Annotated in this window: 10 protein-coding genes; 5 read left to right on the top strand and 5 right to left on the bottom strand. The window is 42.7% G+C overall.

Features of this window, described 5'->3' with window-relative positions:
* Positions 1-123: 123 nt before the first annotated feature.
* Genes rmuC through Q4519_RS04045 form a run of 3 tightly spaced genes read right to left on the bottom strand, consistent with a single transcriptional unit; the run spans position 124 to position 2181 of the window.
* Positions 124-1512, bottom strand: coding sequence for a DNA recombination protein RmuC (rmuC, locus tag Q4519_RS04055; RefSeq protein WP_303509813.1), 1389 nt, complete (start codon positions 1510-1512; stop codon positions 124-126).
* A complete protein-coding gene (locus tag Q4519_RS04050) occupies positions 1512-1745 on the bottom strand; it encodes a hypothetical protein (protein WP_232800741.1) in 234 nt (77 codons plus the stop codon). Before Q4519_RS04050 ends, rmuC begins: the two co-directional genes overlap by 1 nt.
* Positions 1735-2181 carry a SirB2 family protein gene (locus Q4519_RS04045; RefSeq protein ID WP_303509810.1) on the bottom strand — a complete coding sequence of 149 codons (447 nt, stop codon included), beginning with the start codon at positions 2179-2181 and terminating at the stop codon, positions 1735-1737. The genes Q4519_RS04050 and Q4519_RS04045 overlap by 11 nt, the downstream gene beginning before the upstream one ends.
* Positions 2182-2304: 123 nt before the next feature.
* On the opposite strand from Q4519_RS04045, the gene Q4519_RS04040 reads away from it, so the two are divergent.
* The 3 genes from Q4519_RS04040 to Q4519_RS04030 all read left to right on the top strand — a co-directional run bounded on the left by Q4519_RS04040 (position 2305) and on the right by Q4519_RS04030 (position 4846).
* Positions 2305-2514: a hypothetical protein gene (locus Q4519_RS04040; protein WP_232800745.1), complete on the top strand. Its 210-nt coding sequence runs from the start codon at positions 2305-2307 to the stop codon at positions 2512-2514.
* Between the two features lie 501 nt (positions 2515-3015).
* Positions 3016-4080 (top strand): sensor histidine kinase, encoded by a 1065-nt coding sequence (locus Q4519_RS04035; RefSeq protein ID WP_303509805.1) that lies wholly within the window; start codon positions 3016-3018, stop codon positions 4078-4080.
* Positions 4070-4846 (top strand): LytTR family DNA-binding domain-containing protein, encoded by a 777-nt coding sequence (locus tag Q4519_RS04030; protein ID WP_232800749.1) that lies wholly within the window; start codon positions 4070-4072, stop codon positions 4844-4846. The genes Q4519_RS04035 and Q4519_RS04030 overlap by 11 nt, the downstream gene beginning before the upstream one ends.
* A 9-nt stretch (positions 4847-4855) precedes the next feature.
* Here the strand turns inward: Q4519_RS04030 and Q4519_RS04025 are convergent, their stop codons facing one another.
* Complete coding sequence (locus Q4519_RS04025) at positions 4856-5776, bottom strand: LysR family transcriptional regulator (RefSeq protein ID WP_232800751.1); 921 nt, start codon at positions 5774-5776, stop codon at positions 4856-4858.
* 119 nt (positions 5777-5895) lie between these two features.
* Here Q4519_RS04025 and Q4519_RS04020 point away from each other — a divergent pair, with 119 nt between their 5' ends.
* Entirely contained in the window at positions 5896-10461 is a 4566-nt protein-coding gene (locus Q4519_RS04020) for a biotin carboxylase N-terminal domain-containing protein (protein WP_232800753.1), read from the top strand.
* 82 nt (positions 10462-10543) lie between these two features.
* On the opposite strand, the gene Q4519_RS04015 is transcribed toward Q4519_RS04020, so the two are convergent.
* Complete coding sequence (locus tag Q4519_RS04015) at positions 10544-11125, bottom strand: HD family hydrolase (protein ID WP_303509797.1); 582 nt, start codon at positions 11123-11125, stop codon at positions 10544-10546.
* Positions 11126-11483: 358 nt separating this feature from the next.
* Here Q4519_RS04015 and Q4519_RS04010 point away from each other — a divergent pair, with 358 nt between their 5' ends.
* Positions 11484-11693, top strand: coding sequence for a cold-shock protein (locus tag Q4519_RS04010; protein ID WP_232800758.1), 210 nt, complete (start codon positions 11484-11486; stop codon positions 11691-11693).
* Positions 11694-12065: the final 372 nt, after the last annotated feature.

Raw genomic sequence — 12065 nt, 5'->3', positions numbered from 1 at the left:
CAAATTACGAGCGGATACCGTATATTTTACCGCAAAGCTTAGAGGGATATATTTACCGCGTTTTTGCAGAAAAATGTACTGTTTTGCTCATCAAGCACTTGGGTTAACTACGTCAAAACCGGCTTATTCAGACACCTTAAATAATGGCGTTCTTGCTGCCATAACACCTTCCTCACCCGCCTCAGCAAGTAACTGAGAAGGTAGCGATTTATTAACTTCAGCGCCTAGACTCTTTAACTGCTCCGCTTGTTGCACGACATTTCCTCGCCCTTGAGAAAAACGTTTAAACGAACGCTGATAAGAAACTTGCGCCTTATCAATAGATGCCCCAACTTCAAGTAAATCTTCACTAAATAGCCTAAGTTTTTCGTATAGCTTACCGGCTTTTTGCGCAATGAGCTGAGAGTTGTCCTCTTGCCTTTGGTAACGCCAAAGGTTCTCTATGGTGCGCAGCGCGATCATTAGATTAGCCGGACTGGCGAGCAAAATATTATTGTCTAATGCCGTTTTAACTAAACTCGGGTCTTCTTGCACAGCCAGTAAAAAAGCGGGTTCAACGGCAATAAATAGCAGCACATAATCTAATGTCCTGACCCCTTTAAGCTTATGATAATCCTTTTGCCCAAGCCCCTTGATATGTGACCGTACCGATTGTACATGTTCGCTCAATGCCTGCTTCTTAGCTATTTCTGAATCGGCATTAAAAAAGCGTTCATAAGCCGTTAAGGAGACTTTCGAGTCCACGACTATATCTTTACCTTTTGGCAAATGGACAATGACATCAGGTTGATAGCGACGCCCATATTCATTTTTTAAACTTTGTTGCACGTGGTACTCATGGCCTTCTCGCAAACCTGAGTCTTCTAAAATACGTTGTAAGATAACTTCGCCCCAGTTACCTTGCTGTTTGTTGTCCCCTTTTAATGCCTGCGTTAAGTTGGCCGCTTCTTCGACCATGCGCTGGTTAAGGTTAGCCAATTTCTCCACTTCAACTTTTAGGCTAAAGCGTTCTTTGGCTTCGTTATTGTAGGTTTCGGTTACTTGAGATTTAAAGCCAGCCAATTGCTGCTGTAAAGGGTTAAGCAACAGCTCCAAGCTGTCTCTATTTAATGATTTAAACTTCGCCGTTTCTTCGGCATAAATACGTTGCGATAAACGTTCAAATTGCTCGGTTAACTTTTGCTCCGATAACGCTTGTTGAGCAAGCCGCTCTTCACCTCGCTGGCGCTCGTTATGTAACTGCACCTGCGCCTCACGATAACGTGTCGTCAGCTTGGTAATATGTTCTTGTTGTAAATCATTTTTAACTTGCAGCTCTCTAAGAGCTAATTGCAACTCTGATTTATCGTTACCGATATCTTCTAAGCGTTGCGCCAAAAGAGCGTTTTCAGTACTTAGTTGGGTACAAGCCTGTTGATGGCGCTGATTTAACACTATGACCACAATAAAACCGATTAACCCTGAGATAACCAGCGCGAGCAACGGGTAAAAAATATGTGACTCTAAAACCATTATCGTCTCCGGCTTAATAAGCGCAGCACTTTGGGGTTAAGCCACCACCAAACGAGGATCAGTACAAAATACAACGCAAATATAATCATCTTGTGAATATTTGTCCCTGCATCCAGCTGAACAAAACTTAAGCCCGTCCCTTTTAAATAGCCCCAAACTAATAATGGAAATGCAGCCAGAATAAGTAACTTCCAAATGACCCTTAACACGGGTAAACGATATTCAATGTCCATAAAGCTCCCACCAAGAGTAGACAGATTTTGATATAGCAACCCCGGCTATGTAGATATAAATTCCAGTCGCACCAGCTGCAGCCAGTAAACAAGCCGCTCTGGAACTGGTCACTTTTAAGCAATAGCTCGCAACGCCGATGTATGCCAGTAAAGCCGCTAGCTTTACCTGCAACCATGGTAACTGCCAAGGCCATGAAGTAAGTAAATAGCACATCCATATCCCAGCCACCAATAGTAAGGAATCGTTAACATGAGGAAGGACCCTTAGCCACTTAGACTGCAACCATTTACGGTGAGTCAGCCGCAATATCACGCGCAGCCAAAACAGTAACAGACTAAAAACGGCTAAAAATTGATGCCAATGTTTAACATATACATAATCCATGATTGCTAACTTAACACTCCAGCTAGGCGAAACCTGCGACACTCCATCCACGTTTCCCCATTTGATTTATTGCCGTGATTTAACTGGAAAATATATTTTATCCAATGTTTTTGTGGCCATGCTCAGGTAGAATACACACGTCCGGTTGCTATAGGAAATTCTCAAGGAAGAATTATGTTTAAGGTATTGTTCGTTTACCCACTTGTCGCCTTTATTTTACTGTGGATTTGCAGTGATACAAAAATCGGTGCATCTCTATACAAGTTTGAAGATAACTATGTAGAAATCCATTTTCCACGTCAGGAATGGTCAGAAGAATATCTTTTAGAATTCGTTTGGAACGCCCAAGAAATTCACGAAGATGTAAAACAAATCAATAAGTAGCCCTCTATATAGAACGTAAATAAGATGAAAAGCTTTGTCGTTTTGTGTCTATTTTTATTTACGCTTATGCCTGCAGGGTTTTACTTTGCTAATGCACTTCACCTATTGCTCAATATCGGACCTTGGATAGCCGCCGCCTCTATTGCTTTATGGCTTTTTTATGACCTTTATTCAGGGTCTAAACAATAAAGTTATCTATTTCCATTTATCTGCATCAGTTACCAACTATCTGAGTAGCTTTACTTTCTGTCGCATTGGCATAGTCAGCCAAATCATTTGCTATATATTAATCTTAGTTTTGTTGAAAACTGTCTAAAACAAACTTTGTGCGCCTACACACTCTTAATTACGAAGCTCCCTGCATGCGTTGAGTGACTTAATAGGCATATGCCATCACTAGTTAAGGCCCATACTAGTGATGGCTTTTTTTTAAGATAGTTTTACGAAATAACATCATGATAACAAATCATCAGTAAGCATTGATTCAGGGCAACTTAAGCTATGTCACAATTTTCTCATACATCTGCTGCCAGCTTAAAGCTACTGTTGCAAAGAACAGGGCTTGCCATGCTTATATTCTCATTGATTGGACTCTCTGGTTCTATTTTTAACGTTATCTCAACTCCTATTTGGACCAGTTTGCTAATTTCCAATGCCGTGGGACTAATAGTCATTATTCCGTTGTTTTGGTTACCATCACGTAAAGGGAGCGGTTTGCGGATCAGTCGAATAGCACTTCCTTGGTTACTCTGTTTACCTTTTGGCATCATCATAGGGTTTTGGGTCCATCATCTCGCCTATAGCGACGGTCTAAACATTGCTATCTTTGCTAGCATCAAAGTCTTCATCGCCGCCACACTATTTAGCTTGGTCATAGCTTGGTATTTTTATGCCAGAGAGTCTTCATTTAAAATTAAAGAGCAACTGAAACAAGCCCAGTTAGATAAGTCACAACATGAAAAAGAACTGATCCTCAGTCAGCTTCAGCTACTACAAAGCCAAGTAGAGCCGCACTTTTTGTTTAATACCTTGGCCAATTTGCAAGCAGTGATCCCATCCGATCCCGATAAAGCCCTCGAACTACTTAATTTGCTCACTAAATTACTCAGACAAAGTCTCACTGGGTCACGAAAAAAATTAGTTAGCCTCAAAGATGAGCTTAACTTTATCAGTGCTTATCTATCTATTCATAAAATTCGCCTAGGCGAACGGTTAGACTACCATATCGCGGTTAATCCAAAACTGGATGACGAGTTGCTCATTCCACCGCTACTACTACAGCCTTGGATCGAAAATGCTATTATTTACGGCATTGAACCCGCCTTAGAAGGCGGTACAATTGATATAGAAATAACAGGTCTGTGTGAAAACAATCAGCTCCACAAGTTGAAAGTAATTATTAGCGATAATGGCGCAGCAGGTCGATGTGAGCGTTTATCTGGGCTGAGTATCCATAACACTAAACAACGACTATTAAGCCTATTCGATGGCAATAGTGCGTTACATTTTCAAGAGCTTTCGCAAGGTGGGTTTAAATTAGAAATGGAAATACCTTATGCACAATGAAATCACTGCATTAATTGTTGATGATGAGCCACTACTTCGTATTTACCTTGATAAACTACTTGGGGATAATTGGCCAGAGCTGAGCATTGTTGGCAGTGCTGGTGACGGCAACAAAGCCCTCGAAATGGTCGAAGAACTCAACCCTGATATTATTTTTCTCGATATTCGTATGCCGGGAATAGATGGCATCGAAGTCGCGCGCAGATTAAGCCAACAACCAAATTCACCTTTGATCGTGTTCACTACGGCTTATGATCAGTATGCTGTAGAAGCATTTGAGCATGAAGCGGTTGATTACCTACTCAAGCCCATCTCGGAAGATCGTCTGGTTCGTTCAATTGAAAAAGTCAAATTGCGCTTGCAGTCAAAGCAAAACGACCCCGAGCCTGAAAAAGAGAACCTTAACAAACTGATTGCAAAGTTAAGTAACCCAAACGGCAATTATCTTGAGTGGCTTAAGGCAAGTCGTAAAGATAATATTCACATCATCGCCATTGCCGATGTGCTTTGCTTCCATGCCGAGGACAAATACACGACTGCCATTACCCATGAAGGTGAGTTTGTCATTCGCACCCCAATCAAGGATTTAGCTCAACAGCTGGACCCGCAAAATTTCTGGCAAGTGCATCGCAGCAGTATCGTTAATGTATCGGCCATCAAGCATGTTAATAAAGATATTACAGGTAAGATGGTGGTACATCTAAACAACGTGAAGCGTCCTGTTGCTGTCAGTCGTAGCTTCCAAACCTTATTTAAACAAATGTGATTTGTTGCTCTAACGCACGCTACGCATTAATGGCTGCAATGACTCATGATTGCTGAAGTGTTGGCTGAAGAAGTCTAAAAAGCTGGTGATCTTATTCGCCAGCTGGCGCCGACTTGAATAAACACCGTAAACTTTAATTGGCTCTAATGGATAATCAGCCAACACTCTGCGCAGTTCGCCAGATTGCAGTTCTTCATGGCAAACGGATTCTGTTAGCATTGCAATACCCACGCCCGCTTTTGTCATTTGCTTCAACACTGTATTACTGTTTACTCGCACTTTACGTTCAAACTGCACCATGGTTTTTTCTGCGCCAACGCCGATTGGCCAAATCGCCGATGAGCGTGGCGTTCCTAATAGCAGCCCTTGATGGCTGGCTAACTCTGTGGGTGTCGCAGGAGCCCCATGGGCTTTCAAATATTTGGCACTGGCCACTAACACTGGCTGCCGTTCAACTAATAACCGAGCAATTAAGTCAGACGCATCTAACGGACCATATTTGATAGCGATATCATAACCCTCACCAATTAGGCTTACTTCCGCATCAATAAACTGAATATCTAAATCAACTTTGGGGTATTTGCGCAAAAAGCCACTGCATAAGGTCGCAATGGCATCTTGATGAAACGACACCGGCAGTGCGATGCGCAACATGCCACTGATATCTTGATGAGTATTTTCTATCGTAGCTAAGGCTTCTTCCATCTCTTGGACAATATTGGCGCAATGCTGATAATAAAGCGCACCAACATGAGTAAGACTCAAACCGCGCGTGTTACGCTGCAACAACCGAACACCTAACGTTTCTTCTAATTGAGAAATTTTTCGGCTAATAGTCGACTTAGGTAATCCCGTTAAGCGCGACGCTTGAGAATACCCTTTTGCTTCAACTACCTTGGCAAAAATTGCCATACCATTCAGATCTGTCACACTTTTCCTTGCTGTTCCATATTTGGAACATGCTGTTTAATAGCAAACCATAGTAACACATTTAACTTTGATGTAGATTATGCCACCTATATACGTATATGAAAAAATAAGGATAATGTATGGCTGGTAAACCAACATCCTCGTTTCTGGAAATGAGCAAAGGCGCAGACCCTTTATTTATCCAGGCCGAACATTTAGCGAAAGACTTCTCCCTGTTTCCTGACGACAGCTTGCCTTCTGTTGTAGCCCAACTAGACGGGCTTATTGCTGACGATAAAATTCAGTCGAATCTAAAAGCCATCAAAAAATTGGATGTTGATGCCTACATTGCCCGTACAGTGCAGCCAGCTGAAGACAACAAGCGCCCAAGTGCGAAAGATGTTATCTCTGGCTTCAACGGTAAAATCATCAGTGAAACCAGCAAGGGCCCATTTTACTGCGCTGAAATGGACTTAGACTTTGGTGGTTACACACGCCGCGTCGGTTTAATTGCACAAGAGCGTAGCACTAATAACGGCGCTTGGATGCCAGAGCATCACAAAGCCGCTAGCAAAGCCATTCGTAAATACTCAGAAATGGCACTGCCCATTGTTTACTTAATTGACACACCGGGAGCCGATGCTGGCGAAGCCGCGAATGCTGGCAATCAAGCCCACAGCATTTCGCAAATGATTGCAGAAAGTGCCAATGTCGATGTACCAACTGTAGGTATTATTATCGGTGTTGGTTACTCAGGTGGCGCAATCCCACTGGCAACAGCTAACATTCTATTATCGGTTCGCGATGGTATCTTCAATACTATTCAACCAAAAGGCTTACAAAGCATTGCGCGTAAATACAACCTATCTTGGCAAGAGTGTGCCAAATTCGTTGGTGTGTCTCCGGAAGAGCTCTACACCAATGGTTGTATTGATGGCATCATCGACTTCTCACCGGTTGATGAAGATGAACGTCAGCGTAACTTGCAAAAAGCCATTGTTTCATCAATCAACTCGATTGAAAGTGCTTCCATTGAGTTTGTTCGCAAATACCCTGATATTCTCGAACATTACCACCGCAGTTTAACGCGTTACTTAAACCCGTCGAAGCACCTACAAGCAGTTGAAGATGCATCTTCATTCCATTTAGCGAAAAACCCAACGGTACATAACAATGCCTTTGGTTTAGCTTACCGCTACATGCGATACCTTACTTTACGCTCGCGTATTCATTCGATCCCTGAAGATCAATATGGCCGTTTATCTAAACTAGAAGTGCCGGAAGGGGATTTAAAAGCGCGAATTAAAGAAGACCAAAAACGCGTTTTCGCATCTTGGTTAGACGCGCCAGATAACATTAAATACGATGACCAACTTAGCAAAGACTGGAAAAATTTCATCGCTAAGCGCGAAGAGATTGGCACAGAGCGTAACGTACTAACTAAGCTAATCCTTGGTGAACCAAAAGAAAACTTTGAAAAAGCCAAACAAGCCTTACTGTTTAACTTAAGCTTGTCGCTGTACAACCGTTGGAAATCAAGTGCAACAAATAACTTCCGTGCGCTGATTCGCTATTTGCAAGATGATAAAGCGAACCCTATCACCAAAGGCTGGCCTGATCTTAATGAGCTGACAGTCGTTGATGTTATTGTGCATAAAGAGTTACGTGAAGACTTCATCCAAGAATGTCGCAACATTTTGATCTTCAACCAACTTTACGATATCACCATCGGTAACTTAGCCAGCATTGCGAAAGAAGCGATGGATAACCAAGCGCTATCGCGTACCGCTGTATCTAAACTAATGAACGAATCATTAGAAGCTGCGCTAGAAAAAGTGGGTAAAGGCGATCCCGTTGAACAAAAAGCCGCATTTAATCACTGGTTGAAGTTCTTCCTTGCGCAGTCACACCGTGGCGATCTATTGTCAAAAGTAGAGCAGTGGAAAAGCATTGGTTTCCCACAGCTAAACGACAGTTTATTTGTAATTCTCACTTACTTCTTCGAACGTCTATTGCCTGAGTACTATCAGACTGAAACAGACAAAGCGAGTTACAAAGGTGCTATTAACCCAATGCGTATCGGTCGTCGTAAAGACTTCTGGAACCGCTTAACCATGGGTTACCAAGACTTGTTAATTCAAGGCCTGTTGCGCGATGAAAAACGTAAAAATAACAAAAACTACGATCAAATCATCGCCAAGTTCTTTACCAACTTTAAAGAGATTAACGGCAACCAAATCACAGCAAACATGTTGGATTTCCCAGGTTTTCGTCTATCGGTAGAAGATGCTCTCGATAAAGGCATTAAGCCTTGTGGTTTAGTGACCGGTTTTGCAGACTTCCAACTAAGCGAAGGCAAAAACCAGCGCGTTGGTATCGCCGTATCAAACACCGCCTTCCAAGCCGGCGCCTTTGACATGGCAAGTGCCGAGAAATTCTGTGCTCTACTTGTAGAATGTGCTAAGCAACACCTGCCAGTCATTGCATTTATCAGTTCAGGCGGGATGCAAACCAAAGAAGGTGCGGCCGCACTATTCTCAATGGCAGTCGTAAACGATCGTATCACGCGTTTTGTGCGCGATAACGAGTTACCTATCGTCATGTTTGGTTATGGTGACTGTACTGGTGGAGCACAAGCTAGCTTTGTAACTCATCCATTAGCACAAACTTACTACTTGTCTGGCACTAACATGCCATTTGCTGGTCAAATGGTAGTGCCAGCGTACTTGCCATCAACGGCAACCCTATCGAACTACTTGTCAGTGACACCAGGCTCAATGGCAGGCTTGGTTAAAAACCCATTCTCAGACGATTTGGACCATAAACTACGTGATATTGACGTGGCCATGCCAATGCCAACCAATACCATAGAAGAAGTGGTCAACCGTGCTCTTTCTGGCTTTGTACCACAACCGGATGCTGAGCTTAATGAAGTGAAGCAAATCGATCCTGTTGAGTTAATGAAACCAGTCAAACGCACCTTGATCCATGCTCGTGGCTGTACCGCAGTAAAACTAATTCGCAAAGCACAAGAAAACAACATTGATGTGGTCTTAGTTGCTTCAGATCCAGACATGACCTCTGTACCAGCTGATATGCTACGCCCGAACGACCGCTTAGTTTGTTTAGGGGGTAACACGTCTGATGAAAGTTACTTAAACGGTTACTCGGTATTGCGTGTGGCAGAGCATGAACAAGTTGACTCATTGCACCCTGGTATCGGCTTCCTATCTGAGAGTCCACAATTTGCCAGCATGTGTGTGAATCACGGCATCAACTTTATTGGTCCAAGTACACAAAGCATGTCAACCATGGGTAACAAGTCAAACGCAATTAAAACCGCGCAAGACAATAATGTACCTGTGGTGCCAGGCTCACACGGTATTCTAAGTAGCGCCGAGCAAGCTGAAGACATCGCTGAGAAAATTGGTTACCCAGTACTATTAAAAGCCGTTAATGGCGGTGGTGGTAAAGGTATCCAAGTCGTGACTCAAGCAGAAGATATGTACGAGCTATACCATCAAATTACCGCAGAAGCACGTGCGGCATTTGGTAACGGCGACTTGTACCTAGAGAAATACGTGACTTCACTACGCCACATCGAAGTCCAGTTACTGCGCGATAAATTTGGTAACACCCGTGTTCTCGGCTTGCGTGATTGTTCGGTACAACGCAACAACCAGAAAGTGGTGGAAGAGTCAGCCTCAACCATGCTGCCAAAAGATCTGGAAGATCGCGTCTACAAATACACCGCTGCGATTGCAGATGCGGTAAATTACTTTGGCGCTGGCACCGTTGAGTTTATCTACGACTTAGACGCAAACGATGTCTACTTCATGGAAATGAATACTCGTCTACAGGTAGAGCACCCTGTCACTGAAGCGACTTCAGGTGTTGATATTGTATCCGCCCAATACCAAATCGCATCGGGCGAAAGCATTGAAGACATGAAACCAGTACCAAATGGTTATGCTATCGAAGTACGTGTTACCGCAGAAAAAGCGGCAATGGACTCAAACGGTATCATGCAACTAGTGCCTAACCCAGGCCTAGTGACTGAATGCGTATTACCTGAGCGCGATGATGTTGAAATCATGGCAATGATCGCAGAAGGCAAAGAAGTATCGCCTTATTACGACAGCTTGATTGCACAAATTATCATCAAGGGTAAAGATCGCGAAGACACGGTTGAGAAGCTATACGCTTATCTTGATTCAGTGGTGATCAAAGGGATTGCAACAAACATCCCACTACTTAAACGCATCTTGAAAGATGAAACCTTCCGTCAAGGCGTTTACGATACCAACTACTTACCTAAGTTAATGGCTGAGCTAGATCAAGATGCCTTAATCGCTGAAATGGAAGCGGCGGCAATTGTTGCTGGAGCTTCAACCGCCGATTCAATTAAGGTAGAAGGCTCAGACGAGCTGAAAGTAATAGCACAAAGTGCGGGTATCTTCTATACCGCTTCATCACCAAGCGAGCCTGATTTTGTTAAAGAGGGTGATCTCGTGAGTGTGAATCAAACCCTAGGTTTGATGGAAGCGATGAAGATGTTCTCGAAAGTCACTTTGGCTGGCTTTAACCGTAAAGATGCAGTGATTTATCCTGCTGATCAAAAATACCGCATAGAGCGTATTATGAACACCAGTGGTCAGCAAGTATCGACGGGTGATCTACTGTATATCGTCAAGCCAGTTAAGTAATTAACTCGGTATCGAAAATAAAAAGCACAGCTTCGGCTGTGCTTTTTTATGTTTACTGATGAATGCGCTCAGGGCAAAGCGATTACTTAAGCAGCCCATCGTCTATGGCACCTTGCAATTTCTCCTCAAGCACTTGCCATAAGGGCTCACTGCCTTTGGCAATGCGACTATTGACTTTAAACACTTGTTCCTTGGTTACCTTGTTGTCTCTCCAGCTATGACCCTCGCCGTGTAAGTTATGTAATAGCGGCGGCACGCGATCGATGGCTTTGGCAAACTTTGCATCATTACTTTCCCCGGCCTCAAATTCACGCCAGTGTTCGATATATTGTTCACCTTGGCCTTCAGGCAGTAACGCCATCATGCGCCTTATACCCGCTAGCTCTAAGGCTTTATTTTCAGGTGTTTCACTGGCATAAATAATAGTATCGCCAGCATCAATTTCACCTAAATCATGGATTAGCAGCATTTTAATCACGCGGTCTATATTCACAGGCTCATTAGCATATTGTTGTAGCATCAAAGCCGATAAACACACATGCCAGCTATGCTCGGCCGAGTTTTCATATCGCGTCAGTCCTACAGGCTTGGTTTTACGATGCACATTTTTGAGCTTCTCAATTTCCATTATAAAACTTAATACTTGTTCAATTTGCTGAATCATCTGCACCCCTGAATATATTTTAACCACCCGAACACAGCCGCTAAACAGTAGCATCGCCATGATAACAGATGGAAAAATCGCATAACTCTAGATAAATAAAAGGGAATTTATCTCGTTTAATAAAATTATATTGGTTTACTTTAGGTTTAACTGTGCTATTGTCGCACTCGGCCTGTCAGACAGTCCTTTGTTTATATGTAACATCGTAATTTTATGCTTTAGAAACCTTCGCTCCATCTGTATTACAGTTAGTGTCATGAAGTCTTTCCTTTCATACTTTTCGCAACACATAAATAATTATTCTCTGGCTACTACAACGCATTTTATGCAAATTATTTTTTAAAAGTTAGGAGACATCATGTCTAACACTACTGGTATCGTTAAATGGTTCAACGAAGATAAAGGTTTCGGATTTATCACTCAAGATAACGGCGGCGCTGACGTATTCGTACATTTTCGCGCAATCGCTTCTGAAGGTTTCAAAACTTTAGCTGAAGGTCAAAAAGTTTCTTTTGACCTAGAGCAAGGTCAAAAAGGCCCTCAAGCTGCTAACGTAATTGGTCTTTAATTAGAACTTTACTTAGTAAAAATGCTGGTTTCGGCCAGCATTTATTTTACCCAACACTTTTTATTGCTTTCATTTATACCTCCGAACACTTCTTACCTTCGTCCTCCGTTGTATCTAAGTCTTCCGTCGATAAACGCTCAATAATCCCCTACACGCTACACATTTATTTTGGATAACACTATGGCTAGAACTACTGGCAGAAAACGTTTTTGGTTTTATCAATCGCACAGCGATGCAACAAAATCGCAATCTAACACGCCCACGAAACAAACTGCATAATTAGCAATGGGTGGCATTAACAACAACTAGTGCCACTTATATTCCTATATCTCGTTTAAAATTCCAACACCATTAGCCCTAGGCTGACTAGAC

This window comes from Motilimonas sp. 1_MG-2023, assembly GCF_030547455.1.
Lineage (GTDB): Bacteria > Pseudomonadota > Gammaproteobacteria > Enterobacterales > CBDFNC01 > Motilimonas.
Note: the sequence above shows the minus strand (reverse complement) of the source record. Positions and strands in the feature narration are given on the sequence as shown.

Bases quoted from the DNA above. Each gene is read 5' to 3' on its own strand.
- rmuC (WP_303509813.1), bottom strand. From the start codon at position 1,512: ATGGTTTTAGAGTCACATATTTTTTACCCGTTGCTCGCGCTGGTTATC.
- Q4519_RS04050 (WP_232800741.1), bottom strand. From the start codon at position 1,745: ATGGACATTGAATATCGTTTACCCGTGTTAAGGGTCATTTGGAAGTTA.
- Q4519_RS04040 (WP_232800745.1), top strand. From the start codon at position 2,305: ATGTTTAAGGTATTGTTCGTTTACCCACTTGTCGCCTTTATTTTACTG.
- Q4519_RS04035 (WP_303509805.1), top strand. From the start codon at position 3,016: ATGTCACAATTTTCTCATACATCTGCTGCCAGCTTAAAGCTACTGTTG.
- Q4519_RS04030 (WP_232800749.1), top strand. From the start codon at position 4,070: ATGCACAATGAAATCACTGCATTAATTGTTGATGATGAGCCACTACTT.
- Q4519_RS04020 (WP_232800753.1), top strand. From the start codon at position 5,896: ATGGCTGGTAAACCAACATCCTCGTTTCTGGAAATGAGCAAAGGCGCA.
- Q4519_RS04015 (WP_303509797.1), bottom strand. From the start codon at position 11,125: ATGATTCAGCAAATTGAACAAGTATTAAGTTTTATAATGGAAATTGAG.
- Q4519_RS04010 (WP_232800758.1), top strand. From the start codon at position 11,484: ATGTCTAACACTACTGGTATCGTTAAATGGTTCAACGAAGATAAAGGT.